Source organism: Streptomyces sp. NPDC007875 (assembly GCF_042868035.1).
GTDB classification, from domain to species: Bacteria; Actinomycetota; Actinomycetes; order Streptomycetales; family Streptomycetaceae; genus Streptomyces; species Streptomyces antimycoticus.
In genome coordinates, this window is record NZ_JBIADZ010000002.1 from 407,425 (window position 1) to 433,925 (window position 26,501).

Annotated in this window: 23 protein-coding genes; 17 read left to right on the plus strand and 6 right to left on the minus strand. The window is 71.9% G+C overall.

From position 1 onward, the window contains the following. The first annotated feature begins 2 nt into the window (after window positions 1–2). A complete protein-coding gene (locus ACFYOY_RS05590; RefSeq protein WP_351883565.1) occupies window positions 3–596 on the plus strand; it encodes a TetR/AcrR family transcriptional regulator in 594 nt (197 codons plus the stop codon). Window positions 597–691: 95 nt separating this feature from the next. Here the strand turns inward: ACFYOY_RS05590 and ACFYOY_RS05595 are convergent, their stop codons facing one another. Further along, a complete protein-coding gene (locus tag ACFYOY_RS05595) occupies window positions 692–1,180 on the minus strand; it encodes an Lrp/AsnC family transcriptional regulator (protein WP_351883563.1) in 489 nt (162 codons plus the stop codon). A 183-nt stretch (window positions 1,181–1,363) separates the two neighbouring features. Here ACFYOY_RS05595 and pdhA (ACFYOY_RS05600) point away from each other — a divergent pair, with 183 nt between their 5' ends. The 9 genes from pdhA (ACFYOY_RS05600) to ACFYOY_RS05640 all read left to right on the plus strand — a co-directional run bounded on the left by pdhA (ACFYOY_RS05600) (window position 1,364) and on the right by ACFYOY_RS05640 (window position 11,164). Beyond that, window positions 1,364–2,506: a pyruvate dehydrogenase (acetyl-transferring) E1 component subunit alpha gene (gene pdhA, locus ACFYOY_RS05600; RefSeq protein WP_351883561.1), complete on the plus strand. Its 1,143-nt coding sequence runs from the start codon at window positions 1,364–1,366 to the stop codon at window positions 2,504–2,506. Then, entirely contained in the window at window positions 2,506–3,555 is a 1,050-nt protein-coding gene (locus tag ACFYOY_RS05605) for an alpha-ketoacid dehydrogenase subunit beta (protein WP_388584974.1), read from the plus strand. Before pdhA (ACFYOY_RS05600) ends, ACFYOY_RS05605 begins: the two co-directional genes overlap by 1 nt. Then, window positions 3,555–4,841: a dihydrolipoamide acetyltransferase family protein gene (locus ACFYOY_RS05610; protein ID WP_351883557.1), complete on the plus strand. Its 1,287-nt coding sequence runs from the start codon at window positions 3,555–3,557 to the stop codon at window positions 4,839–4,841. The genes ACFYOY_RS05605 and ACFYOY_RS05610 overlap by 1 nt, the downstream gene beginning before the upstream one ends. 29 nt (window positions 4,842–4,870) lie before the next feature. Then, a complete protein-coding gene (locus ACFYOY_RS05615) occupies window positions 4,871–5,698 on the plus strand; it encodes an NTP transferase domain-containing protein (RefSeq protein ID WP_351883555.1) in 828 nt (275 codons plus the stop codon). A 383-nt stretch (window positions 5,699–6,081) separates the two neighbouring features. After that, entirely contained in the window at window positions 6,082–7,665 is a 1,584-nt protein-coding gene (locus tag ACFYOY_RS05620; RefSeq protein ID WP_388585291.1) for a molybdopterin molybdotransferase MoeA, read from the plus strand. Next, on the plus strand, window positions 7,662–8,717 hold the full coding sequence (locus ACFYOY_RS05625) for a potassium channel family protein (protein ID WP_388584977.1): 1,056 nt from the start codon (window positions 7,662–7,664) through the stop codon (window positions 8,715–8,717). The genes ACFYOY_RS05620 and ACFYOY_RS05625 overlap by 4 nt, the downstream gene beginning before the upstream one ends. 10 nt (window positions 8,718–8,727) lie before the next feature. Beyond that, on the plus strand, window positions 8,728–9,705 hold the full coding sequence (locus ACFYOY_RS05630) for an NAD(P)H-quinone oxidoreductase (protein WP_351883551.1): 978 nt from the start codon (window positions 8,728–8,730) through the stop codon (window positions 9,703–9,705). A 295-nt stretch (window positions 9,706–10,000) separates the two neighbouring features. After that, a complete protein-coding gene (locus ACFYOY_RS05635) occupies window positions 10,001–10,531 on the plus strand; it encodes a hypothetical protein (RefSeq protein ID WP_388584980.1) in 531 nt (176 codons plus the stop codon). A gap of 63 nt (window positions 10,532–10,594) precedes the next feature. Beyond that, window positions 10,595–11,164: a bacterial proteasome activator family protein gene (locus ACFYOY_RS05640; RefSeq protein ID WP_351883547.1), complete on the plus strand. Its 570-nt coding sequence runs from the start codon at window positions 10,595–10,597 to the stop codon at window positions 11,162–11,164. Window positions 11,165–11,279: 115 nt separating this feature from the next. Here ACFYOY_RS05640 and ACFYOY_RS05645 read toward each other — a convergent pair whose 3' ends face one another. Further along, on the minus strand, window positions 11,280–12,923 hold the full coding sequence (locus ACFYOY_RS05645; RefSeq protein WP_351883545.1) for a protein kinase: 1,644 nt from the start codon (window positions 12,921–12,923) through the stop codon (window positions 11,280–11,282). 312 nt (window positions 12,924–13,235) lie between these two features. Here ACFYOY_RS05645 and ACFYOY_RS05650 point away from each other — a divergent pair, with 312 nt between their 5' ends. After that, window positions 13,236–14,810 carry a protein kinase gene (locus ACFYOY_RS05650; RefSeq protein ID WP_351883543.1) on the plus strand — a complete coding sequence of 525 codons (1,575 nt, stop codon included), beginning with the start codon at window positions 13,236–13,238 and terminating at the stop codon, window positions 14,808–14,810. 67 nt (window positions 14,811–14,877) lie between these two features. Here the strand turns inward: ACFYOY_RS05650 and ACFYOY_RS05655 are convergent, their stop codons facing one another. After that, window positions 14,878–15,915: a phosphotransferase gene (locus ACFYOY_RS05655; protein ID WP_351883541.1), complete on the minus strand. Its 1,038-nt coding sequence runs from the start codon at window positions 15,913–15,915 to the stop codon at window positions 14,878–14,880. A gap of 197 nt (window positions 15,916–16,112) precedes the next feature. Beyond that, on the minus strand, window positions 16,113–16,781 hold the full coding sequence (locus tag ACFYOY_RS05660; protein WP_059143791.1) for a response regulator transcription factor: 669 nt from the start codon (window positions 16,779–16,781) through the stop codon (window positions 16,113–16,115). Window positions 16,782–17,103: 322 nt separating this feature from the next. Between ACFYOY_RS05660 and pdhA (ACFYOY_RS05665) the strand changes: the two genes are divergently transcribed. The 5 genes from pdhA (ACFYOY_RS05665) to ACFYOY_RS05685 all read left to right on the plus strand — a co-directional run bounded on the left by pdhA (ACFYOY_RS05665) (window position 17,104) and on the right by ACFYOY_RS05685 (window position 22,733). After that, window positions 17,104–18,270, plus strand: coding sequence for a pyruvate dehydrogenase (acetyl-transferring) E1 component subunit alpha (pdhA, locus tag ACFYOY_RS05665; RefSeq protein ID WP_351883539.1), 1,167 nt, complete (start codon window positions 17,104–17,106; stop codon window positions 18,268–18,270). A gap of 1 nt (window position 18,271) precedes the next feature. Continuing rightward, window positions 18,272–19,252 carry an alpha-ketoacid dehydrogenase subunit beta gene (locus ACFYOY_RS05670; protein ID WP_351883537.1) on the plus strand — a complete coding sequence of 327 codons (981 nt, stop codon included), beginning with the start codon at window positions 18,272–18,274 and terminating at the stop codon, window positions 19,250–19,252. Window positions 19,253–19,274: 22 nt separating this feature from the next. Continuing rightward, window positions 19,275–20,699: a dihydrolipoamide acetyltransferase family protein gene (locus tag ACFYOY_RS05675; protein ID WP_388584986.1), complete on the plus strand. Its 1,425-nt coding sequence runs from the start codon at window positions 19,275–19,277 to the stop codon at window positions 20,697–20,699. An 82-nt stretch (window positions 20,700–20,781) separates the two neighbouring features. Continuing rightward, window positions 20,782–21,441, plus strand: a complete 660-nt coding sequence (locus ACFYOY_RS05680; protein WP_388584989.1) for a GntR family transcriptional regulator — start codon at window positions 20,782–20,784, stop codon at window positions 21,439–21,441. After that, window positions 21,438–22,733 (plus strand): MFS transporter, encoded by a 1,296-nt coding sequence (locus ACFYOY_RS05685; protein ID WP_351883532.1) that lies wholly within the window; start codon window positions 21,438–21,440, stop codon window positions 22,731–22,733. Before ACFYOY_RS05680 ends, ACFYOY_RS05685 begins: the two co-directional genes overlap by 4 nt. Window positions 22,734–22,792: 59 nt before the next feature. Here the strand turns inward: ACFYOY_RS05685 and ACFYOY_RS05690 are convergent, their stop codons facing one another. Continuing rightward, complete coding sequence (locus ACFYOY_RS05690) at window positions 22,793–23,617, minus strand: maleylpyruvate isomerase family mycothiol-dependent enzyme (RefSeq protein WP_351883530.1); 825 nt, start codon at window positions 23,615–23,617, stop codon at window positions 22,793–22,795. A 244-nt stretch (window positions 23,618–23,861) separates the two neighbouring features. Between ACFYOY_RS05690 and ACFYOY_RS05695 the strand changes: the two genes are divergently transcribed. Further along, window positions 23,862–25,676, plus strand: coding sequence for an NHL domain-containing thioredoxin family protein (locus ACFYOY_RS05695; RefSeq protein WP_388584993.1), 1,815 nt, complete (start codon window positions 23,862–23,864; stop codon window positions 25,674–25,676). Between the two features lie 14 nt (window positions 25,677–25,690). Here ACFYOY_RS05695 and ACFYOY_RS05700 read toward each other — a convergent pair whose 3' ends face one another. Next, complete coding sequence (locus tag ACFYOY_RS05700) at window positions 25,691–26,446, minus strand: XRE family transcriptional regulator (RefSeq protein ID WP_388584996.1); 756 nt, start codon at window positions 26,444–26,446, stop codon at window positions 25,691–25,693. Window positions 26,447–26,501: the final 55 nt, after the last annotated feature.

Here is a 26,501-nt window from a genome sequence, read left to right on the forward strand (position 1 = left end):
TCATGACCATGGCCAAGCGCGACACCTATACGCCCGAATCGCTGCTCGCGGTCGCCGTGGAGGTGTTCAACGAGCGTGGCTACGACGGCACGTCCATGGAGCACCTCTCCCGAGCCGCCGGGATCTCCAAGTCCTCCATCTACCACCATGTGAAGGGCAAGGAGGAGCTGCTCCGGCTCGCCATAAGCCGTGCGCTGGACGGGCTGTTCGGCATCCTCCAGGAGCCCGCCGCGCGCGACGGGCGGGCGATCGAACGGCTGGAGCATGTGACCCGGCGCACCAGCGAGGTGCTGATGGAGGAGCTGCCCTACGTCACCCTGCTGCTGCGCGTCCGGGGCAACACGGACACCGAGCGGTGGGCCATGGAGCGGCGCCGGGAGTTCGACCACCAGGTCGCCGAGCTGCTCAAGCAGGCGGCGGCCGACGGCGACCTTCGGTCCGACGTGGACGCCCGGCTGGCGACCCGGCTGCTCTTCGGCATGATCAACTCCATTGTGGAGTGGTACCGGCCGGGCCGCGGCGGGGCCGCGACCTCCCAGGAAGTGGCCGAGGCCGTGGTCCGTACGGCCTTCGCGGGCTTGCGCACCCAGCACTAGTCGCCGGGATCCCAGCACTAGTCCCCAGGCTCCCAGCGCCGGCCCCCGCTACGGCTCCCAGCGCTGGTCCTACGGCTCTGAGCACTGGCCCCCCGCTACGGCTCCGAGTCCAGATCCGTCTCCTCGAAGACCAGCAGCGTCCGGGTGCTCAGCACCTCCGGCATGGCCTGGATCCGGGTGAGGACCAGCTCGCGCAGCGAGCGGTTGTCCTCGGTGTGCACCAGCAGCAGCACATCGAAGTCCCCGCTGACCAGGGCGATGTGGGCGGCCCCGGGGAGCTGGCGGAGCTGCTCGCGCACGGTGCGCCAGGAGTTCTGGACGATCTTCAGCGTGATGTACGCGGACGCGCCCTGCCCGGCCCGTTCCTGGTCCACCCGGGCGCTGAAGCCGCGGATCACCCCGTCGTCGATCAGGCGGTTGATCCGGGCGTAGGCGTTGGCGCGCGAGACGTGCACCTGCTCGGCCACGGAGCGTATGGAGGCACGGCCATCCGTTCGGAGCAGACGCAGGATGTCGTGGTCGATGGCGTCCAGGGGGCGTGCCGGGGGTTTACCGTCCGGATTGGCCATCTGTTCGCCCCGCATATCGTCCCGCCTCCCCTTCATGGACGTCCTGTCTTCATCACAGGCGCTGCAGAACCGTTTGTCCACAGGCTTGGGTCGCCTGTAGCCAAAATGCGTCAACGACCGAACAATCGGTAGGGAGAGGGCGATGCCGCACGGCACGTCCCGCCCTCCCGCCGTACGCCACGCCCAGGAGGTCGCGACATGACGGTCCTTGAGCAGCCCGGTGCCTACCGGCCCACTCCCCCGCCCGGCTGGCAGCCCCGCGTCGAGGCCGCGCCGCTGCTGCCCGACGCGGAGCCGTACCGCCTGCTGGGCACCGCCGCTGCCGCCGACATCTCCCCCGATCTGCTGACCCGGCTCCACCGCGAGCTGGTGCGCGGCCGCCGCTACAACGCCCAGGCCACCGCCCTCACCCGGCAGGGCCGGCTGGCCGTCTATCCCTCCTCCACCGGGCAGGAGGCCTGCCAGGTCGCGGCCGGGATGGTGCTGGAGGACCGCGACTGGCTCTTTCCCAGCTACCGCGACACCCTGGCCGCCGTGGTCCGCGGGCTCGACCCCGTCGACGCGCTGACCCTGCTGCGCGGCGACTGGCACTCCGGCTACGACCCCCACGCCCACCGCGTCGCCCCGCTGTGCACCCCACTGGCCACCCAGCTGCCGCACGCCGTCGGCCTCGCCCACGCCGCCCGCCTCAAGGGCGACGATGTCGTGGCCCTCGCCCTGGTCGGCGACGGCGGCACCAGCGAGGGCGACTTCCATGAGGCCCTCAACTTCGCGGCCGTCTGGCACGCCCCGGTGGTCTTCCTCGTCCAGAACAACGGATTCGCCATCTCCGTCCCGCTCGCCAAGCAGACCGCCGCGCCCTCCCTCGCCCACAAGGCGGTCGGGTACGGGATGCCCGGCCGCCTCGTCGACGGCAATGACGTGGCCGCCGTCCACCAGGTCCTGGCGGAAGCGGTGCGCCGGGCCCGCGGCGGAGGCGGCCCCACCCTGGTCGAGGCGGTCACGTACCGCATCGACGCCCACACCAACGCCGACGACGCCACCCGCTACCGCCCCGACTCCGAGGTCGAGGCATGGCGGGCACACGACCCGATAGCGCTCCTGGAGGACGCCATGCGGGACCGCCGTCTGCTGGACGACGAGGGAGTCCGGGCCGCGCGGGAGTCCGCGGAGCGGCTCGCCGCCGATCTGCGGACGCGCATGCACCAGGACGCGGTCCTTGACCCCATGGAGCTCTTCGAGCACGTCTACGCCGACCGGACCAGCCAGCTGCGCGAGCAGGCGGCCCAGCTGCGCGCGGAGCTCGACGCCGAGGCCGGCGACCTTGGGAAGGGGGAGTGATGACCACCGCCATCGGGACCGACACCGCCCGTAAGCCCGCCACCATGGCTCAGGCCCTCGGCCGCGCGCTGCGCGACGCCATGGCCGCCGACCCGTCCGTCCATGTCCTCGGCGAGGATGTGGGCACCCTGGGCGGCGTCTTCCGGATCACCGATGGGCTCGCCAAGGAGTTCGGCGAGGACCGCTGCACGGATACGCCGCTCGCCGAGGCGGGCATCCTCGGCACCGCTGTGGGCATGGCCATGTACGGGCTGCGGCCGGTGGTCGAGATGCAGTTCGACGCCTTCGCCTACCCGTCCTTCGAGCAGCTCATCAGCCATGTCTCGCGGATGCGCAACCGCACCCGGGGCGCGATGCCGATGCCGATCACCGTGCGGGTGCCCTACGGGGGTGGCATCGGCGGGGTCGAGCACCACAGCGACTCCTCCGAGATCTACTACATGGCCACCCCCGGGCTCCATGTCGTCGCCCCCGCGACCGTCGCCGACGCCTACGGGCTGCTGCGCGCCGCCATCGCCTCCGACGACCCCGTGATCTTCCTCGAGCCCAAGCGGCTGTACTGGTCCAAGGCCGATTGGTCGGCCGACGCCCCCGAGCAGGTGCCGCCGATCGGGCGCGCGGTGGTGCGCAGGCCCGCCACCGGCGGCCGGCGCAGCGCCACCTTGATCTCCTACGGCCCCTCCGTGCCGGTGTGCCTCGAAGCCGCCGAGGCGGCCCGGGCCGAGGGCTGGGATCTGGAAGTCGTCGATCTGCGCTCGCTCGTCCCCTTCGACGACGACACGGTGTGCGCCTCCGTGCGCCGCACCGGCCGCGCGGTCGTCGTCCACGAGGCCACAGGCTTCGGCGGGCCCGGCGGGGAGATCGCCGCCCGGGTCACCGAGCGCTGCTTCCACCATCTGGAGGCGCCCGTGCTGCGGGTCGCCGGATTCGACATCCCCTATCCGCCGCCCATGCTGGAGCGGCACCATCTGCCCGGTGTGGACCGGGTGCTGGACGCCGTCGCCCGGCTGCAGTGGGAGTCGGAGTGGACCGAGGGGAGCGCCGTCTGATGGCTGTCGTACGGGAGTTCACCCTGCCCGATCTGGGTGAGGGGCTGACCGGAGCCGAGATCGTGCGCTGGCTGGTCCAGGTCGGCGATGTGGTCGCGGTCGACCAGCCGGTGGTCGAGGTCGAGACGGCCAAGGCGATGGTGGACGTGCCGTGCCCCTATGGCGGCGTGGTGACGGCCCGTTACGGCGAGGAGGGCGCGGAGGTGCCGGTCGGGGCACCGCTGATCACGGTCGCCGTGCCGGAGGGCTCGGACGACGGCTCCGCTCCGCCGGTCACCGAGAGCGCGGCCGACGGCGGATCGGGCAATGTGCTGGTCGGCTATGGCACGGCCGGTCCCGCCGCGCGGCGCCGTCGCGTCCAGCTCTCCCCAGGGCCGCTGCGCGAGACGGTGGCGGTGGCCCCCGCCGGGCCCCTGCCGGTGATCTCGCCCCTGGTGCGGCGGCTGGCCCGGGAGCACGACGTCGATCTGCGCCAGCTCAAGGGCTCAGGCCCCCAGGGGCTGATTCTGCGGGTGGACGTGGAGCGAGCGGTGGCGGCTCCCGCACCCACGGGCGCGCCCGCCCCAGCAGCCGCCCCCGCCCCCGCGGTCGCCCCGCAGGGGGAGCGGGTTCCGCTGCGCGGAGTGCGGGGCGCCGTGGCCGACAAACTCGCCCGCAGCCGACGCGAGATCCCCGACGCGACCTGCTGGGTGGACGCCGACGCGACCGAACTGCTCGCCGCCCGCGCGGCGATGAACGCCGCGGGCGGGCCCAAGGTCTCCGTGCTCGCCCTCCTGGCCCGTATCTGCACGGCGGCCCTGGCGCGCTTCCCCGAGCTCAACGCCACGGTGGACATGGCGGGCCGGGAGATCATCCGGCTCCCCGAGGTCCACCTCGGTTTCGCCGCGCAGACCGACCGGGGCCTGGTGGTCCCCGTGGTGCGCGACGCACAGAAGCGGACCATAGAGGGGCTGTCCGAGGAGATCGCCCGGCTGACCGAGGCCGCGCGGACCGGGGCACTCGCCCCCGCGCAGCTCACCGGCGGCACCTTCACCCTGAACAACTACGGAGTCTTCGGGGTCGACGGCTCGACGCCGATCATCAACCACCCCGAGGCGGCGATGCTCGGGGTCGGGCGGATCGCCCCGAAGCCCTGGGTGCACCAGGGCGAGCTGGCGGTGCGCCAGGTGGTGCAGCTCTCGTTCACCTTCGACCACCGGGTGTGCGACGGGGGCACCGCCGGCGGATTCCTGCGCTACGTGGCCGACTGCGTGGAGCAGCCCCTGGTGTTGTTGCGACGGCTGTAGCGGATGCCCGGCGGCGCCATACTCATGGGGTGACTCCAGGTGCGTATGACGCGGTGATCCTGGCCGGGGGCGCCGCTCGGCGGCTCGGTGGGGTGGACAAGCCCGCACTGCGGGTGGGCGGGCGAGCCCTGCTCGACCGGGTGCTGGACGCCTGCCGCGGCGCCGGGCGGACCGTCGTCGTCGGCCCGCGCAGGCCCACGGTGCGGCCCGTGCGGTGGGCCCGGGAGGAGCCCCCCGGCGGCGGCCCGGTCGCGGCCGTCGACGCGGGCGTCCGGCAGACCACCGCTCCGGTCGTCCTCGTCCTCTCCGCCGATCTGCCCTTCCTCACCCCCGAGACCGTGGAGACCCTCCTCAACGGGGTCGAGGGCACCGAAGGCGCCGTGCTCATCGACTCCGACGGCCGCCAGCAGCCCCTTGTCGCCGCCTACCGTGCCGAGCCGCTGCGCCGCGAGATCGCCCTCCTCGCCACCGAACACGGCGGTCTCGGCGGGCTGCCCCTGCGCCTGCTCGTCTCCGAGCTGGTCCTGGCCCGCCTCCAGCACCCCACGGCGTCGTTCGACTGCGACACCTGGGAGGACATCACCACGGCTCGAGCGCGTATCAGGGAGCATGGACGCGTGTTGGACGAATGGATTACCGCAGTCAAGGCCGAGCTCGGCATCGACCTGGATGTCGACACCGCGGCGCTACTCGATCTGGCCCGTGACGCCGCACATGGCGTCGCCCGGCCTGCCGCCCCGCTGACCACTTTCCTCGTCGGCTACGCCGCGGCCCAGAAGGGCGGCGGCCCGGAGGCACTGGCCGCCGCGACCGAGAAGGCCGCGGCGCTGGCCGCGCGTTGGGCCGAGGAGCAGTGACACCACGCAACCCCCGGGACGGGGACCCGCTCGATCGAGAGGTCGAGGAGGCGCTGGCGCTGGCCAACGAGGCGGAGCCCGCACCGGAGGGCCCCGGGCGCTCCGATGAGGAGGACTGGGCGGACGCGGCCCTCAACTTGGCCAATGGCCGCTCGGACCGGCCCGCCCCGGGACGAGGCCGCGACGACAGCGCCGACTCGACCGGGACGGACTGGGCCGAGACCGCGCTCGACCTGGCCCATGAGCGGCCGGGGAAACGGCGGGAGCGCCGCGAAGAGACGGGAGGGGAGGGGGCGGGAGGGGCTGGGGTTCTGGACGCTGACGTTTACGTATGGCGCCAATTTCTGGGTAACCCGACGTCAGAGGGCACTGGCACCAAAAATATGCGGTCCAGGGCCCCCGCCCCGCAGACCCCGGCCCCGCACCCGAAACGCACCCCAGCCGCACCTACCTCCCACCCGCACCCCCTTATGGACGAACCGCACCGCAGCCCCACCTCCTGGCCCGACGCCCGCGCCATCGCCGCCCGCGCCGCCGTCAAGGAGGCCGCCCACGCCGCCCCGGTGATGCGGCCGCTGTCCGAGGCGCTCGGGCAGGTCCTGGCCGCGCCGCTCGCCGCGCTCACCGACCTGCCGCCCTTCGACACCTCCGCCATGGACGGCTGGGCGCTCGCGGGCCCCGGCCCCTGGCGGCTGCCCACTGACGAAAAGGACCAGGACCACGGCATCCTCGCCGGACACGGTGAGGCGGCCGCCCTGCCCGACGGGCACGCCGTCCGCATCGCCACCGGTGCCCGCGTCCCGCCCGGCGCCACCGCCGTGCTGCGCAGCGAGTACGGCACCGACGCGGGCGACGGCTGGCTCCACGCGTCCGCCGCCCATCCCGTCGTCCTCGGCCAGGACATCCGCACCCGCGGCCAGGAGTGCCGCAGCGGCGATCAGCTGCTCCCCGCCGGGACCCTGGTCACCCCGGCCGTACTGGGCCTGGCCGCCGCAGCCGGGTACGACGAGCTGCCGACGGTGCGCAGGCCGCGCGTCGAGGTGCTGGTCCTCGGCGATGAGCTGCTCACCGAGGGGCTGCCGCACGACGGCCGGATCCGGGACGCGCTGGGGCCGATGGTCGGGCCGTGGCTGCGGGCGCTCGGTGCCGAGGTCACGGGCACCCGGCGGCTGGCCGACGAGGCGGACGCGGTGTGTGCGGCGGTGGCCGAGTCGTCCGCCGATGTCGTCGTGACGACCGGGGGCACGGCCGCGGGGCCCGTGGACCATGTCCACCCCACCCTGCGCCGCCTGGGCGCCGAACTGCTGGTGGACGGGGTGGCGGTGCGCCCCGGCCACCCCATGCTGCTCGCCCGCCTCGCACCCGAGAACCGCGAGAACCGCGAGAACCGCGAGAACCGCGAGAACCGCGAGAACCGCGAGAACCGCGAGAACCGCGAGAACCGCGAGAACCGCGAGAACCCTGAGAACCCTGAGAACCCCGAAAAGTCCGAAACTCCCGGACCCCAATCCCGCCCCGCCCGCCATCTGGTGGGGCTCCCGGGCAATCCGCTCGCGGCGGTGTCCGGTCTGCTGACTCTCGCGGAGCCGCTGCTGCGGACGCTGACGGGCCGCCCGGCCCCCGCCCCCGGCCCGGCCCCACTGGCCGAGGCCGTACAGGGGCATCCGCGGGACACCCGGCTGGTCCCCGTGACCTTCCGGCAGGACGCGGCGGTGCCGCTGCGCTTCAACGGCCCGGCGATGCTGCGCGGAATCGCGGTGGCCGACGGCCTCGCCGTGATCCCGCCGGGTGGGGCGAAGCGGGGCACCGAGGTCGAGGTGCTCGATCTCCCGTGGTCGGCGATCGCGACAGAGCAACTGAGCTACGCGGACCAATCGCGCCACACGGGCCGAGCCGGCTACCGCACGGACAAAGCAGCGGGCCACGGAGACGGTGAGGACATATCCCCCCAGGAGGGCCCGGCGTGAAGCTGCCCAGCCATGACGCGGCCGCCCGCACCCCCGGGGACGGCGGCCACCGCGTCCATCTGCCCCGCTTCCCCGCGGGCCCGCTGCGCCAGGTCGCCAGCCGACTGCTGCTGGCGCTGCTGGTGCTGGTGCTGACAGTGGTCATCGTGTACGTCGACCGCGCCGGCTACCACGACAACTCCGACGAAAACGTCGACTTCCTCGACGCCGTCTACTACTCGACCGTCACGCTGTCGACGACCGGATACGGCGACATCGTGCCGTACAGCGACAGCGCGCGGCTCAGTAACATCCTGCTGGTCACGCCGTTGCGCGTGCTCTTTCTGATCATCCTGGTCGGCACCACCCTGGAAGTCCTGGCCGAACGAACCCGCGAGCAGTACCGCCTGAACCGCTGGAGGTCAGCGTTGCGTGATCACACCGTCGTCGTCGGCTTCGGCACGAAGGGGCGGTCCGCGGTGCAGACGCTCTGCGTGACGGGACTCTCCAAGAACCAGGTGGTCGTGGTCGACCCCAACCACAAGGTGATCGAGGCGGCGAACGCGGACGGGTTCGCGGGGGTGGTGGGCGACGCGACCCGTAGCGATGTGCTGTTGCGCGCGGAGGCGCAGCGCGCCCGTCAGTTCGTGATCGCCACCCAGCGCGATGACACCGCCGTCCTGGTCACGCTGACGGCCCGGCAGCTCAACCGGGGCGCCAACATCGTGGCGGCGGTGCGCGAGGAGGAGAACGCGCCGCTGCTGCGCCAGTCCGGAGCCGACGCGGTGATCACCAGCGCCAGCGCGGCCGGCCGGCTGCTGGGCATGAGCGTGCAGAGCCCGACAGCCGGGGCGGTGATCGAGGATCTGATCCAGCAGGGATCGGGTCTGGACCTGGTGGAGCGCACGGTGGTGAAGGCGGAGGTGGGCAAGTCGGTGCGGGACACGGACGACCTCGTGGTGTCGGTGCTGCGCGGCCATCGTCTGCTTGCGTACGACGACCCTGACGCCAGCCCGCTGCAGGCGGCCGACCGGCTGATCACGATCGTTCGCGCGCCGATGGTCCAGGAGTAGCCTCGCGGCCATGCATGCGATCACGATTCCCGAACCCGGTGGCCCCGAAGCCCTGGTATGGGCCGAGGTCCCCGATCCCGTACCCGGTGAGGGCGAGGTCCTGGTCGACGTGGCCGCCGCCGGCGTCAACCGCGCGGATGTGCTGCAGCGCCAGGGCGTCTATCCGCCACCCCCCGGAGCCCCGCCCTACCCCGGACTGGAGTGCTCGGGCCGGATCTCGGCGCTGGGCCCCGGCGTCACCGGCTGGGCAGTGGGCGACGAGGTGTGCGCCCTGCTCGCGGGCGGTGGATATGCCGAGAAGGTGGTGGTCCCTTCAGGGCAGCTGCTGCCCCTCCCCGAGGGCGTGGACCTGGTCACGGCCGCCGCGCTGCCCGAAGTGACCGCGACCGTATGGTCCAACGTCTTCATGATCTCCCATCTCCGGCCGGGCGAGACGCTGTTGGCGCACGGCGGATCGAGCGGTATCGGCACCATGGCGATCCAGCTAGCCAAGGCCGTCGGGGCGCGGGTCGCGGTGACCGCGGGCGGCCCGGAGAAGCTGGCGGCCTGCCGGGAAATGGGCGCCGACGTCCTGATCGACTACCGCGAGCAGGACTTCGTCGAGGAGGTCCGCCGGGCCACCGACGGTGCCGGAGCGGACGTCATCCTGGACATCATCGGCGCGAAGTACCTCGCCCGGAATGTGGAGACGCTCGCCACCAACGGCCGACTGGCGATCATCGGGCTGCAGGGCGGGGCGAAGGCCGAGCTGAACCTGGCCACCCTCCTCTCCAAGAGCGCCGCCGTGACGGCTACCGGACTGCGGGGCCGCTCGCTGGCGCAGAAGGCGGCGATCACCGCGGCGGTGCAGGAGCACGTCTGGCCGCTGATCGCGGGCGGCCGGGTCCGCCCGATCGTCTACCGCACCATCCCGATGCGGGATGCCCCGGAGGCCCACCGGCTGCTGGAGTCCAGCGAGCACGTGGGGAAGATCCTGCTGACGACCTGAGCGGCGCGGGCAGGCCCGGGGCTCTGACGGAAGCCGTGAGGACCGGTCGTACGGGGCGGTCCGGCGGGTACGCACGCCGGTCCGCCGGGTCGCCCCGGAACCGCCCGGCCCCGGCCTGGAGCGACCCGTACGGACGGCAGCGTCGCAGCCACGGCGGCGTCGCGGTCCGTACGGCAGTGTCGCCGTCCGTACGGCGGCCTCGCGGTCCGTACGGTGGCGCCCAGGGTGCCTGGTGTATACCCTCATGTGACGCTGATCCCGTTATGCAACGGTTTGGCACGGGAGGGTGACCACCGTGAACCCTGCGACACTCCGCACACTCCCCGCGGCGGCCCTGCTGGCGGGCACCGCCCTGACCGCCACCCAGGCGGCCCAGGCGGCCCACGCCGCATCCGCCGCCTCCACCACCCCCGCCGCTCGCGCCGACGACGACGGCGGTGGGCTGGCGGGCACCCGGGCGGGCGAGGGCCGTACGCACCCCGGCCGCACCCGGCCCCCCGCCCCCTCACCGTCGGACGAGGACCCCTCGGCCGGGCCACGGGACGGGGACAGGGACGGAGACGGGAACGAGAGCGAGAGCGACGAGGGGACCGGGCGGTTCTCGCTGGTGCCCGAGTGGACGCCGTCCTCCCTCCCCATGCCGCAGCGCCCGGATCGCCACCAGGCGCGCGAGCCGCTCCCCTCCGGGCAGCCTTACGGCGCTCAGCGGACCGCCGCCGAGCCCAGCGAGCGGGCGATGCGGGTGCTGCCGCTGGGCACCGGTCTGGCGCTCACCGGTCTCGGCCTCGGCCTGGCGTTCTTCGGTCTGCGGCTGCGCCGCCGCTGACATCGGCGCCGAATCCTCGACCCTCGCCCGCCGGACCGGATGCCGGTGCGGAACAATGGGGGTATGAACCAGCCGATGAACGAACGAGCGCAGGAGAGCCCGCACGTCCTGGTCGTCGGTCCGGACGGCATGGCACTCGGCGGCGTCGCTCCTGCTTCTGGCGAGGGCAGTGGTGGCGACGAGTCGCGCGAGATTCCCGTGACAGACATGGTCGAGCAGCCGGCGAAGGTCATGCGGATCGGCAGCATGATCAAGCAGCTCCTGGAGGAGGTGCGCGCCGCACCCCTCGACGAGGCCAGCCGGGTCCGGCTCAAGGAGATTCACTCCAGCTCGGTGAAGGAGCTGGAGGACGGGCTCGCACCCGAGCTGATCGGGGAGCTGGAGCGGCTGTCGCTGCCCTTCACGGACGAGGCGGTGCCGACCGAGGCGGAACTGCGCATTGCCCAGGCCCAGTTGGTCGGCTGGCTGGAGGGGCTGTTCCACGGCATCCAGACCACCCTGTTCGCGCAGCAGATGGCGGCGCGTGCCCAGCTGGAGCAGATGCGCCGGGCGCTGCCGCCCGGGCTCGGCGGGGGCGAGGAGGACGAGGACGTGCCCAAGCCGGGCGGCGCCCGCTCGGGCCCGTATCTCTGAGCCACGCACCGTACGCCGAAACGACGCCGCGGGCCGCACCGGAAGGTGCGGCCCGCGGCGTCGTGTGCGGAGTCGGGCGGGGTGCGCCGGGCACGTGGTCGGCGCAGAGCCGTGGCTACCCCGGGTTACCCGTGGAGACGGTCAGCTCGATGGTGTCCGTCTTGGGGTTGTACGGCTCGTAGTTCCGGTACGTGTAATTGAGGACGGTGCCCTTGCCCCACAGATTCTCGTCCTGCGTCACCACGCGGTACTTCCAGCCCGCGGCCCGGATGCACTTCTTCACCGAGTCGATGTAGAGGTTCTGGAAGTCGGGCACCGAGTACGTGCCCTTCTCGTCGGAGTCCTCGTAGGCGTCGGTGCACTTCGATGTTTCGATCGTCTTGGTCTTGTCGCCCATGCGGAAGCCCGCGGCGGTGTCGGAGGCCGACGGCTTCGACGGCTTGCCGCCACCCCCGCCCCCCTTGCTCTCGTCCTTGGAGCCGCCATCACCGCTGAACGCGATGGCCAGGACCACGGCGATGACCGCGACCGCCGCGACGACGGCCGAGCCTATGATCACGCGCTTGTTGCTGTTGCCGCCGCCTCCGGACGGCGCCGAGGGCGAGATGCTGTACGGCGGCGGGGTGCTGGGGCCCTGATACGACGGCGCCGGGGTCTGGTAGCCGTGCTGCCCCATCGGCGGGGTGGCCGGGGCCGGGGTGGACGGGCCGAAGGCGCCGTACTGCCCGGCGGAGGGCTGCGGCTGATACGGCGTCTGGACGCTGCCGGGGCCGGGGGCGGGCGTCTGCTGGTCGATCGGCGGAAAGACCGCCGAACCGACACCGACGCCGCTGCGGGCCGGCGGACCGCCGCTGATGATGATCGGGGAGGCGCCGGTCTGCCCGGTACGGGTGACCCGGGCGCATTCGTCGCGCATGGCCTCGGCGGTCGGGAAGCGCTCGTTCGGGTTCTTCTTCAGGGCACGGGCGACCAGCGCGTCCACCGCCGGGGGAATGGACTGGTTGATCGTGGAGGGCGCGACCGGCTCCTCCTGGACGTGCGCGTACGCGATGGCCAGCGGCGAGTCCGCGTCGAAGGGCAGCCGGCCGGTCAGCAGCTCGAAGAGCATGATGCCGACCGAGTACAGGTCGCTGCGGGCGTCGACGCCGCGGCCCAGCGCCTGCTCGGGGGAGAGGTACTGCGGGGTGCCGACGACCATGCCGGTCTGGGTCATGGAGGTGACCCCGGACTGCATGGCGCGGGCGATGCCGAAGTCCATGACTTTGACCACATTACGTTTGGTCATCATCACGTTACCGGGCTTGATGTCGCGGTGAACCAGCCCCATCTCATGGCTGATTTCCAGCGCCGCCAGCACATCGCCGGTGATCTTCAGCGCCTTTTCGGTCGGCATCGCACCGTATTGCCGGACATCGCCGTCCAGAACCGCGCGCAGCGGCTGGCCCTCGACGTACTCCATGACGATGTACGGCATCAAGGAGCCGTCGACGGAGTCCTCGCCGGTGTCGAAGACCGAGACGATATTGGTGTGCGTGAGTTTCGCTACAGCCTGGGCCTCGCGGCGGAACCGCTCGCGGAAGGACTGCTCGCGCCCCAGCTCGGTGTGCAGCGTCTTGATCGCGACCTGGCGGTCCAGTACGGAGTCATAGGCCAGGTGAACGGAAGCCATTCCGCCCTCGCCCAGCAGGTCACGCAGTTGATAGCGGCCGTTCGCCAGGGAGTGGCCGTGATACCTGCCCGATGCGCCGTACTGGCTCATTTCGTACTTCCCCCTCGGCGCACTCACTACTCTGACGCGCACGTTTCGACGCATTGATCTTGATGTTCTGGATATCGTGGCCAAGTCTGCCCCAGGCCACGGACACGTCAAGCCGCGTGCCCGTTCCGTGACCGGATGAGCAAGAACCCGTCACGCGATTTGCATCGCTTTGGCGTCAACAGGTTTGATGGCCGGTCCATCACCAACCGATGTGCGGCGCGAAGGCTGTAGCGTGCCTAGGCAGGAACCGTACCGCCCGCGGGCGGGGCGATCTCGACCAGACCCCCACCGAGAACGAGACGGCGAGGACCGATGGCACAGACCCAGAGCGCCCAGGGGCCCTCCGAACCTGACGCCAGCGGGTCCGGCATGCCGGATATGCCCGAAGCGTGGGGTAACGGAGGACTTGTTGGCGATGGTCGATATCGGCTTACCGGTCGTCTCGGCCGCGGCGGTATGGCGGAAGTCTTCGCCGCCGAGGACCTCCGGCTCGGCCGGACGGTCGCGGTCAAGCTGCTCCGCGCCGATCTGGCCGAGGACCCGGTGTCCAAGGCCCGCTTCACCCGCGAGGCGCAGTCCGTCGCGGGGCTGAACCACCACGCCGTGGTGGCGGTCTACGACTCCGGCGAGGACACCGTCGGCCAGAACACCGTGCCGTACATCGTCATGGAGCTGGTCGAGGGCCGGACCATCCGCGATCTGCTGCTCAACGCCGAGGCCCCGCCGCCGGATCAGGCGCTGATCATCGTCTCCGGGGTGCTGGAGGCGCTCGCCTACAGCCATCAGCACGGCATCGTGCACCGTGACATCAAGCCCGCCAACGTGATCATCACCCACAGCGGCGCGGTCAAGGTGATGGACTTCGGCATCGCCCGCGCCCTGCACGGCGCGCAGTCCACGATGACCCAGACCGGCATGGTCATGGGCACACCCCAGTACCTCTCGCCGGAGCAGGCCCTCGGCAAGGCCGTGGACCACCGCTCCGACCTGTACGCCACCGGATGTCTGCTCTACGAACTGCTGGCGCTTCGCCCGCCGTTCACTGGGGAGACCCCGCTGTCGGTGGTCTACCAGCACGTCCAGGACACCCCGGTGCCGCCCTCGGAGACCTCCGGCACCGTGCCGCCGGAGCTGGACGGCCTGGTCATGCGCTCCCTCGCCAAGGACCCGGACGACCGGTTCCAGAGCGCCGAGGAAATGCGCGGAATGGTCCAGTACGCGCTGCAGATGCTTCATGAGGCGGGCGGCCACACCGGCGTCTGGAACACCGGCCCGGTCACCCAGCACCTGGGCGCCGCCACCCCCGCCATGGGCATGCCGGGCGTGCCCGGGGCCACCACCGCGCTGCCGCACCCCGGCCACGGCGAGACCTCCCAGCAGCCGATCGTCACCGGCCCCGGGGGCGGTGACGGCGGCTACCACGGCGGTTCCGGCGGCCGTAAGGGCCGCGGCAAGGTGTGGCTGATCGCGGTGCTCGCGGTGCTCGCGGTCGCGGCGGGGGTCGCCTTCGCCCTGCAGTACGGCAAGAAGGACGGCGGGGGTGAGCCGAGCAAGCCCAAGACGTCGGTCACCCAGGACAAGACCACCAAGCCGAGCGACAAGCCGACCGACGACACGGGCGACGACTCGGTCCCGACCGACGACTCCACCGCCGGGAACACGGACGACGACTACACCCCGTCCGAGGACCCGACGCCGACGTACTCCGATGACCCCACGGACGAGCCGACGGACTCGGAGACGGACCCGGGCACCAACGTGCCCACCGAGGAGCCGACCACCCCGGGCGGCAATGAGCCGACCACCGAGCCCACCGACGACGGGCCGACCGAGCCCACCGCCGATCCCACCGGTACGACGGGCGCCACGGACGGCGGCATCCCGTAACGGCCAGGGGGCGCCCCCCGGCGCCCCCTGCAGCCCCAGAGGTCACCCGCAGAGGTCGCCCCAGAGGTCACCCGCAGAAGGCGTCCCGGACCGCGTCGTACTCCCGGGTCCACCACACCACCAGCGCGGCGGCCGCCGGGAACTGCGGATCGGCGCGCCGGTCCCCGCGCTGGTAGCGCCAGCGCAGCATCCAGAAGTCGTTGAGCCGCTCCCACCACACCCGGTGCACCGCCGCGGCCATCTCGGAGGACCCGGCCCCCGCCGTGCAGCGGTACGCCCGTGCGTAGGAGCGCACCTTCGTGAGCTCCAGGGTGCCGTCGGGCCGTACGAAGAAGATCGCGGCGGCCCGGACCGCCTCCTCGGCGCGCGGCTGTACCCCGAGCCGGTCCCAGTCGACGATGGCGGCCGGTTCCGTGTCGCGGTAGAGCAGATTCAGCGGGTGGAAGTCGCCGTGCACCCAGCCGGCGACCGGGACGGCGTGGGCCTCCGGGCGGCGGTGGGCGTGCCGTTCCAGCAGCGCCCGCCGTTCGACCAGGCGGTGCTCGGCGAGCTCGTCGAAGCTGTCGCGGTCCCGGCGGCCCCGGATCAGCGTGAGCAGCTCGTCGATGACGGCGAAGGTGTCCTCGGGGTCGGCCGCCTCCTCGGGCGGCCGGCGGTCGCCCGTACGGGCCCGCATGACGCGCTCCAGACAGGTGTGGACAAGCCCGAGCAGGCCGCCCAGCCGCCAGCACTGGGGGGTGGTCAGCTCACCTCCGGCGCGGTGCTGTCCGTCGATCCAGGGGTGTAACGCGTAGCAGCGGCCGCCGATGACGGCGACCGTACGGCCGTCGGCGTCGGGGACCGGCGGGGCGACGGGCACCCCGAGCGCGTCCAGCCGCTGGGTGACCCGGTGCTGGCGGGCGATGGCGGTGCGGTCGCCGTCGAGGTGGTGTTTGAGGAAGAACCGGCCGCGGGTGGTGGCGAGGCGGTAGCCCCGGTTGAGCAGCCCCTGGGTGAGTGGTTCGCAGGAGACGGCCTCACCGGCGCTGTCGTAGCGGCGGAGCAGGGCGCCCAGGGTTTCCCCGTCGGGAGCGGCCTCGGCGGAGTGTACATGTGAGCGCGGCACCTGCCAGATGTTAGATCACCGGGGATCACCGCCACGGCGCGCGGAGACGGGGCACGGCGCCGGTGCGCGGAGACGGGGCACGGCGCTGGTGGGTGCGGCTGGTCGGCCGGGGTGGCCCTTTGAGCGGTGCGGCCGGTCGACCGGAGTGTCCCTTCGCCCGGTGCGGGCGGTTGACCGAGGCGGGGCCAGGGCCCGGGTCAGTGCTTCTGGGGCTGCGTCGCCTGCATCCGGGCGACATAGGCCGCCGCCTGCGACCGGCGCTCCATGCCCAGCTTGGCGAGCAGGCTGGAGACATAGTTCTTGATCGTCTTCTCGGCGAGATGGAGCCGCTCGCCGATCGCCCGATTGGTGAGCCCCTCCCCGATCAGCAGCAGGATCCGGCGCTCCTGCTCGGTGAGGGCGGCCAGCCGGTCGTCCGGTTTGGCGGCCGTCTGGCCGCGCAGCCGCTCCAGCACCCGGGCGGTGGCCACCGGGTCGAGCAGCGACCGCCCCGCGGCCACGTCCCGGACGGCGGAGAGCAGTTCCTCGCCGCGGATGTCTTTCAGGACATAGCCGGAGGCGCCCGCGATGATGGCGTCGAAGAGTGCCTCGTCGTCGGCGAAGGAGGTGAGCATCATGCAGCGGATGCTCTCGTCGCGGGCGCGGATCTCCCGGCAGACCTCGACCCCGCTGCGGTCGGGCAGCCGGATGTCAAGGACGGCGACATCCGGACGGGCGGCCGGGATCCGCGCCAGGGCGTCGGCCGCGGTGCCCGCCTCGCCGACCACCTCCATGTCCGGCTCGCTCGCGAGCAGATCCCGTACGCCGCGTCGGACGACTTCATGGTCGTCAACCAGGAAAATCCCTATTTTTCCTTCTTCGCGCACGGATCCAGTCTCACACACGATGTCTTCCCGTGCCCTTGTCCAGCGGGATAACGTGCGCTTGTCCGGCGGCCTGCGGGGCTGTGACCAGTGGATGTTTCCCCTCTCGCGCGATTTACTTGGAAATCCAAGCAAAATTGCAGGTCAGGTGGGGTTTCGCAGACATGCGACGCACTGGGTAACGTGCCTTGTGCAGGGCCAGCCGCCGGGAACCTGTCACGCCCGGCCATGCCTCGGCGCACCCACCCCGTGTGCCGAGACGGAACGGGCGAGCCGCAACTGGCCGCCGGCGGATCCCGGGGGCCGGACAGACGGAGGAGCACACGTGACCGTGGAGAGCACTGCCGCGCGCAAGCCGCGCCGCAGCGGAGCCAAGCGCAGCACCACCGCGCGGGACGCCAAGAAGCAGCCTGAGGGCCAGACCGAACTCGTACAGCTGCTGACCCCCGAGGGCGAGCGTGTCGAGCACCCCGAATACGCCATCGACCCGACCCCGGAGGAGCTGCGCGGTCTGTACCGGGACATGGTGCTGACACGGCGGTTCGACGCCGAGGCGACCACCCTGCAGCGCCAGGGCGAACTGGGCCTGTGGGCGTCGCTGCTCGGCCAGGAGGCGGCGCAGATCGGCTCCGGCCGGGCGCTGCACGACGACGACTACGTCTTCCCCACCTACCGCGAGCACGGTGTGGCCTGGTGCCGGGGCGTGGACCCGACCAATCTGCTGGGGATGTTCCGCGGGGTGAACCACGGCGGCTGGGACCCGAACAGCAACAACTTCCACCTGTACACCATCGTGATCGGCTCGCAGACGCTGCACGCGACCGGCTACGCGATGGGCATCGCCAAGGACGGCGCCGACGCCGCGGTCCTGGCCTACTTCGGCGACGGCGCCTCCAGCCAGGGCGATGTCGCCGAATCGTTCACCTTCTCCGCGGTGTACAACGCCCCGGTGGTCTTCTTCTGCCAGAACAACCAGTGGGCCATCTCCGAGCCCACGGAGAAGCAGACCCGGGTCCCGCTCTACCAGCGCGCCCAGGGCTACGGCTTCCCCGGGGTGCGGGTGGACGGCAATGACGTGCTCGCCTGCCTGGCCGTCACCAAGGCCGCGCTGGAGCGGGCGCGCACCGGGCAGGGCCCGATGCTCATCGAGGCGTTCACCTACCGCATGGGCGCCCACACCACCTCCGACGACCCGACGCGCTACCGCTCCCCCGAGGAGCGGGAGCTGTGGGAGACCAAGGACCCGATCCTGCGGCTGCGCACCCTGCTGACCCGCGAGGGCCTGGCCGACGACGCGTACTTCGCCGAGCTGGAGCGGGAGAGCGACGCGCTGGCCAAGCGGGTACGGGACGCGGTGCGGGCCATGCCCGACCCCGATGACATGGCGCTGTTCGAGCACACCTACGCCGACGGGCACGCGCTCGTGGACGAGGAGCGGGCGCAGTTCGCCGAGTACCAGGCTTCGTTCGTCACCGCTGAGGAGGGCATCTGACATGGCCGCCGAGAAGATGTCGCTCTCCAAGGCGATCAACGCGTCACTGCGCACGGCCCTCGAGTCCGACCCCAAGGTCCTGATCATGGGCGAGGACGTCGGCAAGCTGGGAGGCGTCTTCCGCGTCACCGACGGGCTGCAGAAGGACTTCGGCGAGGACCGGGTCATCGACACCCCGCTCGCCGAATCCGGCATCGTGGGCACCGCGATCGGGCTCGCGCTGCGCGGCTACCGCCCGGTGGTGGAGATCCAGTTCGACGGTTTCGTCTTCCCCGCCTACGACCAGATCGTCACCCAGCTCGCCAAGATGCACGCACGCTCGCTCGGCAAGGTCAAGCTGCCGGTCGTCGTCCGCATTCCGTACGGCGGCGGCATCGGCGCGGTGGAGCACCACAGCGAGTCGCCGGAGGCGCTGTTCGCGCATGTGGCCGGGCTGAAGGTGATCTCGCCCGCCAACGCCTCCGACGCCTATTGGATGCTGCAGCAGGCCATCGGCAGCGACGATCCGGTGATCTACTTCGAGCCCAAGCGCCGCTACCACGACAAGTCCGAGGTCGACACCGCCGCGATCCCCGGTCCGCTGCACGCCGCCCGGGTGGTGCGGCCGGGGGCGGACCTGACCCTCGCGGCGTACGGCCCGATGGTGAAGGTCGCCCTGGACGCCGCCGCGGCCGCCGCCGAGGAGGGCAAGTCGATCGAGGTCGTGGACCTGCGGTCGATGTCGCCGATCGACTTCGACACCATCCAGCGTTCCGTGGAGCGGACGGGGCGGCTGGTCGTCGTCCACGAGGCTCCGGTATTCCTGGGCACCGGGGCGGAGATCGCCGCACGCATCACCGAGAGGTGCTTCTATCACCTCCAGGCTCCGGTGCTGCGGGTCGGCGGCTTCCACTCGCCGTACCCGCCGTCACGGCTCGAGGACGAGTACCTTCCGGGGCTGGACCGGGTGCTCGACGCCGTAGACCGCGCGTTGGCGTACTGAAGGGCTTGAGGAGATCGTGACGATGACCGCAGTCGAACAGCGCTTCCGTGAGTTCAAGATGCCCGATGTGGGCGAGGGGCTGACCGAGGCCGAGATCCTCAAGTGGTTCGTGGCGCCGGGCGACACCGTGACCGACGGTCAGGTGGTGTGCGAGGTCGAGACCGCCAAGGCCGCCGTCGAGCTGCCCATCCCCTTCGACGGCGTGGTGCACGAGGTGCGCTTCGACGAGGGCACCACCGTGGACGTGGGCACGCCGATCATCTCGGTGGACACCGACCCGGGTGCGGGGGAGGCGGCGCCCCAGGCCGCTCCCGCCGCCGGGAAGCCCGCCGGGAAGCCCGCCGCCGAGGCCGAGCCCGCCGAGAAGGAGGGCCGCCAGGCCAATCTGGTCGGCTACGGGGCGGCGCCCGCCTCCACCAAGCGCCGTCCGCGCAAGCCGCTGCCGGGCTCACAGCGCTCCGCGCCCGCCCCCTCCGCCGGGGCGCCCGCGCCCCAGGAGCCCGCCCCCGCGCCCGCGCGCCCCGAGGCCGCCCCCGCGCCCGAGCTGAACGGCAGCGGCCGGCCGGCCCGGCCGCTGGCCAAGCCGCCGGTCCGCAAGCTGGCCAAGGACCTGGGCATCGACCTGGAGGCGGTCACCCCGAGTGGCCCGGACGGGATCATCACCCGCGAGGATGTCCACGCGGCCGCCGAGGCCGTCCAGACGGCCCGGGAGACGCCCGTGGCGGCCCCTTCCAGGGCCGTGGAGGGCCGGGAGCGGCGGGTGCCCGTGAAGGGCGTACGGAAGGCCACCGCGCAGGCGATGGTCAACAGCGCCTTCACCGCCCCGCATGTGACCGAGTTCGTGACGGTCGACGTGACCCGCACGATGAAGCTCGTCGCCGACCTCAAGCAGGACCCGGCGATGGCCGGGCTGCGGGTCAACCCGCTGCTGCTGGTCGCCAAGGCCCTGCTGGTGGCCATCCGGCGCAACCCGGACGTCAACGCCACCTGGGACGAGGACAACCAGGAGATCGTCTACAAGGACTACGTCAATCTGGGCATCGCGGCGGCCACGCCGCGCGGGCTGATCGTCCCCAACATCAAGGACGCCCACGCCAAGACCCTGCCCGAACTGGCGTCCGCCCTGGGTGAGCTGGTCACCACCGCCCGTGAGGGCAAGACCACCCCTGCCGCGATGTCCGGCGGCACGGTCACCATCACCAACGTCGGCGTCTTCGGCATCGACGCGGGCACGCCGATCCTCAACCGCGGTGAGTCCGCGATCCTCGCCTTCGGCGCCGTCAAGCTCCAGCCGTGGGTCCACAAGGGCGAGGTCAAGCCGCGCCAGGTGACCACACTCGCGCTCTCCTTCGACCACCGGCTGGTCGACGGCGAGCTGGGCTCCAAGGTGCTCGCGGACGTCGCGGCCGTCCTGGAGCGGCCGAAGCGCCTGATCACCTGGGCGTGATGTAGCGGCAGAACTCATCCCCCGTCCGCATCGCGGACGGGGGGTGAGTGTGCATGCATCTTGTATCTATGATGTGCGCATCATGAGTCCCGCCGATACGGCCACCAAGCCGCCCCCTGCCGCCGAACGCGTCTACCACCACGTCAAACAAGCCGTCCTCGACCGCCGCTACGAGGGCGGCACACTGCTGAGCGAGGGCGAACTCGCGGACGCCGTCGGGGTCTCCCGCACGCCCGTCCGGGAGGCCCTGCTGCGGCTGGAGGCCGAGGGGTTGCTCAAGCTCTATCCGAAGAAGGGCGCCCTGGTGCTGCCCGTCTCCTCGCAGGAGATCGCGGACGTGGTCGAGACCCGGCTGCTGGTGGAGCAGTACGCGGTCGCCAAGGTCGTCCCGGCCGGGGAGCAGCTGCTGGGGCGGCTCGAGGAGCTGCTGGAGGAGCAGAAGGTGCACGCCGCGGCCGGGGATCTGGCCGCCTTCGCGGCCGCCGACCGCTGCTTCCACGCGGCGATCGTCAGGGCGGCGGGAAACGCCATCCTGGCGCAGCTGTACGACCAGTTGAGGGACCGCCAGCTGCGGATGGGCGTGGCCACCATGCACGCCGAGCCCGGCCGCATCGCCAAGAACATCACCGAGCACACGGAGATCCTCCGGGCCCTGCGCGCCGGGGACGCCGGGTTCGCGTCCGGGATGGTGCAGCGCCACATCAGCTGGGTGAACAACCTCGCCCGGGGTGAGGAGCGATGACCTCGGCCCAGTTGCCCGGGGATCCGCCCGGCGGCCGTCGTGCCGTCGCCGTGTGGGGTCTGGGCGTCGCCGTCTATTTCGTCGCCATCACCTATCGCACCAGCCTCGGCGTCGCCGGTATCGACGCCGCCGAGCGCTTCCACATCAACGCCTCGGCGCTGTCGACCTTCTCCATCCTGCAGGTCCTGGTCTACGCCGGGATGCAGATACCGGTCGGGCTCATGGTCGACCGTCTCGGCACCCGTAAGGTGCTCATGCTCGGGGTGGTGCTCTTCACTCTGGGGCAGTTCGGCTTCGCGTTCTCCCACTCCTACGCGATGGCGCTGGGCTCCCGGGCGCTGCTCGGCTGCGGTGACGCGATGACCTTCATCAGCGTGCTGCGGCTCGGCTCGCGCTGGTTCCCGGCCCGCCGCGGGCCGCTCATCGCCCAGATCTCCGGGCTCTTCGGCATGGCGGGCAACCTGGTCTCCACGCTGGTGATCGCCCGGGCCCTGCACGGCGTCGGCTGGACCACGACCTTCGCGGGCAGCGCGCTCGGCGGCCTGGCCGTCTTCGTCCTGGTGCTGTTCTTCCTCAAGGACCACCCGAAGGGCTTCGAGCCCGCGCCCGCCACGCACCTGGGCGCCGACTACGTCCGCCGGCAGATCGCGGACGCCTGGCGCGAGCCCGGCACCCGGCTCGGCATGTGGGTTCACTTCACCACCCAGTTCCCGGCGATGGTCTTCCTGCTGCTGTGGGGGATGCCGTTCCTGGTCGAGGCGGAGGGGCTGTCCCAGGCGACCGCGGGTCAGCTGCTGACCCTCGTGGTGCTCTCCAACATGGCGGTCGGCCTGGTCTACGGGCAGGTCATCGCCCGCCACCACGCCGCCCGCGCCCCGCTGGCCCTCGGCACGGTGGCCGCCACCGCGCTGCTGTGGGGGGCTGTGCTGGTCTGGCCGTCCGCCCACGCGCCCATGTGGCTGCTGGTGGTCCTGTGCGTCGTGCTCGGCGCCTGCGGGCCCGCGTCGATGATCGGCTTCGACTTCGCCCGGCCCGCCAATCCGCCCGAGCGGATCGGCACCGCGTCGGGAATCGTCAACATGGGCGGCTTCACGGCCTCGATGACCACACTGCTGGCCGTCGGCGTGCTGCTGGACCTGACCGGCCAGAACTACCGGATCGCGTTCGCCTCGGTGTTCGTGCTGCAGGCGCTCGGCATCAGCCAGATCCTGCGGCTGCGCGGACGGGTGCACCGCCGGGAGCGCGAGCGTGTGGTCGCGAGCCGTGTCGAGGCCGTGCACGTACCGGCGTGACCCCCAGGGGCGTCACGGCGTGCTCCCCGAGGCGGCTCACGGCGTGACCCCCAAGGGGCTTACGGCGTGATCGCGAAGTTGCCGAGGATCGCCTCGGCCAGCTGCTGGTCGCCCTCGATCTTCAGTCGCTCCGAGACCGCCTCGGGCCGCACCCGCCCACATGCCAGCCGCAGGTAGGTCTCCCAGTCCAGGGAGAGCGTGGCCGTCGGCCCGAGCGAGACGCTGCCGTCGATGCTGCCCCGGCCGTCCGCGTCGACCCGGACCGTCCGCATGAACTCCAGCGGGCCGTTCACATCGAAGACGACGGCCGACTGGGGCGCCGCGCCCGCGTCCTTGGCGACCACCTTCGGCAGCGCCGACAGCAGCAGGTCACGGGTGATCGTGGCGCCCGGCGAGTCCAGATTGCCGGGCTTGTTCAGCGCCCGGCGCAGATCCTGCTCATGCACCCAGACGTCGAAGACCCGCTTCATCAGGGCCTCCCCCAGCGTCACCTCGGAGCCGCCGGGCCAGCGCACCATGGCGTCCGGGGCGCGCTTCTCGTTTCGCAGCTGGCGGCCCCGCCGGATGACGGTGTACTCCAGCTCGGAGGTCATCTCGGGCGCGGTGTGACAGCGCCGGACGTCGACCTGGACCTCCATGTACCGCGACAGCTCGTTGGTGACGTGGAAAAGGTCGCGCGGCAGCGTGTGGATGGGGCGGGGATCGCCGAGCATCTCGCATTCGAGTCCGATCACATGCGAGACGACGTCCCGCACCGACCATCCCGGGCACTCGGTGGCGAGGTTCCACTCGCGCTCCGCGAGCGGATTCACCAACTCCGATATCGCGTCGATGGAGTGCGTCCAGGCATCGATGGAGGTCTGAAGGCTGGGATGGACGGTCACGGGACCCCTCGGGCGGTTGGTGCGCGGGCTGGGTGCTGGTGTGTGCGTTCAAGTTACGCTGCCCACGAGCGCGCGGGCAGTGCTTTCGGCTCTGATCGTAGGCCCGGATCGGCGGCTGGCGGCCTGCTCGCGATGGTAGTGTGCGCCCGCCCCCGCCTTATCTCCGGACAGACCCCCGCACATCGGTCGAAAGCCATCGGGGGGCGGGGGAATGACACGGGTGGGGCTGCTGTTTCATGGGGATATGGCTCCACGTGCACGCGTCCGCGCCCCCGAGCTGATCGGCCGGGGCGGCTGGCTCAATACCGGCGACAACGACCTCACCCTCACCGACCTGCGAGGGCGCATCGTCATTCTCGACTTCTGGACCTTCTGCTGTGTGAACTGTCTGCATGTCCTGGACGAGCTGCGCGAGCTGGAGGAGAAGCACCGCGACACCGTGGTGATCGTCGGGGTGCACTCGCCGAAGTTCGTCCACGAGGCGGAGCACCAGGCGGTCGTGGACGCGGTCGAGCGCTACGAGGTGCACCACCCGGTTCTCGACGACCCCGAGCTGGCCACCTGGAAGCAGTACGCGGTACGGGCCTGGCCCACCCTCGTCGTCGTCGACCCCGAGGGCTATGTGGTCGCCCAGCACGCGGGCGAGGGCCATGCGCACGCCCTGGAGACCCTCGTGGGGCAGCTCGAGGCCGAGCACGCCGGCAAGGGCACCCTGCGGCGCGGCGACGGCCCGTACGTGCCTCCGGAGCCGGTCCCCACCGAACTGCGCTTCCCCGGTAAGGCGCTGCTGCTGCCCGGCGGCACCTTCCTCGTCTCGGACACCACCCGCCATCAGCTGGTGGAGCTCGCGGCGGACGGCGAGAGCGTGGTGCGGCGGATCGGCGCGGGCGAGCGCGGCCTTGCCGACGGCACGAGCGAGCGGGCCCGCTTCAGCGAGCCCCAGGGGCTCGCCCTGCTCCCCGACGGCGCCGTGGCCGTGGCCGACACGGTGAACCACGCGCTGCGCCGCTTCGACCCGGCCACCGGCGAGGTCACCACGCTCGCCGGGACCGGCCGCCAGTGGTGGCAGGGGTCGCCCACCGAAGGGCCCGCCCGGGAGGTCGACCTGTCCTCCCCCTGGGACGTCGCCTGGTTCGCCGGCCGGCTGTGGATCGCCATGGCGGGCGTCCACCAGCTGTGGACCTACGACCCGGAGGCCCAGGCCGTACGGTCCGCCGCCGGGACCACCAACGAGGGTCTGGTCGACGGCCCCGCCGAGGAGGCGTGGTTCGCCCAGCCCTCCGGGCTCGCCGCGACCGAGGACCGGCTGTGGATCGCGGACTCCGAGACGTCCGCGGTGCGGTACGTCGAGCGCGACGGTGACGGCTTCGCCGTCCGTACGGCCGTCGGCACCGGGCTCTTCGACTTCGGCCACCGGGACGGCGCCGCCGAACAGGCGCTGCTCCAGCATCCGCTGGGCGTCACCGCGCTGCCCGACGGCTCGGTGGCGATCTCGGACACCTACAACCACGCGCTGCGCCGCTACGACCCGGCCACTGGCGAGGTCTCCACGCTCGCGACGGATCTGCGCGAGCCCTCCGGCGCGGTCCTGGCCGACGGGGACATCGTCGTGGTGGAGTCCGCCCGGCACCGGCTGACCCGGCTGCGGCTGCCGGAGGAGGCCGTAAGGGTGGACGCGGTGGCCCACCGCACCCAGCGTGCCGCGACCGACATCGCCCCGGGGACGTTCCGGCTGGACGTGGTCTTCCAGGCGCCCGAGGGGCAGAAACTGGACACCCGCTACGGCCCCTCCACCCGGTTGCTGGTCAGCTCCACCCCGCCCGAGCTGCTGGCGGGCGGCGAGGGCGCGGGCACGGATCTGAACCGTGAGCTCGTCCTTACGGAGGGCGTGACGGAGGGCGTGCTGCATGTCTCGGCGATGGCCGCCTCCTGTGATGACGACCCGAGCAACGAGTACCCGGCCTGCCATGTGCACCAGCAGGACTGGGGCGTCCCGGTGCGGATCACCGAGGGCGGCGCGACCCGGCTGCCGCTGGTGCTCGCCGGGATGGACGGCTGAGCCCCGACCGGCGGTCAGTCGGGGCAGTTGGGCAGCGTGGAGTACTGCACCTGGTCCTGGCGGATCCGGATGCCCGGCACCCACATCCGCTTGCCGTCCTGTAAGACGCGGAACCACATGCTGCTGTGCCCGCCCGCCTCGTCGGTCACCGTGACGCCGTTGGCGATGCGGCAGTCGGCGCGCAGCACATCGCCGTGCCAGGCCCGGCCCACGATGTTCGACGGGCGGTAGGCCACGTACGGATCCTCGGCCAGGCCCAGGGAGCAGGCGCGGACGCGCTTGTTCTGGCAGTCCTTCTCGGCGTTGTAGACGGTGATCCGGGCGTCGCCCAGGGGTGAGGAACCCGCCGCGCCGCCTGGGGACCCGCCGTCGTCGGACGACCGGAGGGCGATGATCCCGGCCGTGCCCCCGGCGATGACGACGACGGCGCCCACCGCCGCGAGCGTGAGCCGCAGCCGGCGCCGGGACGGCCGGCCCTCCGGAGGCTGTCCCGGGAGTGGCGACACGGACGCGCCGGGCTCCGGCCCGGTCCCCTCGGCGGCCTGCACGGCGGCCTCGGCTTCGGTGGCCCGGTGCAGCAGGGTCACCAGTTCGGGCAGCCGGTCCTCGGCGGTGAAGGAGAGCTTGCCCCACTGGGCCAGGAGCCGCTCGTCGGGGAGGCTCTGGCCGCGCAGATAACGGGAGAGGGAGGACCGGCTGGCGGGCAGCCGCCCCTCCAGTTCCTTCAGGCTGAGTCCCAGTTCGCCGTGCATCCGGCGCAGTGCGGTCACGAACTCCCTTACCGGGCCTGAGAGTTCCTCGGGAAGCGGGGCAAGCGGCTTGCGT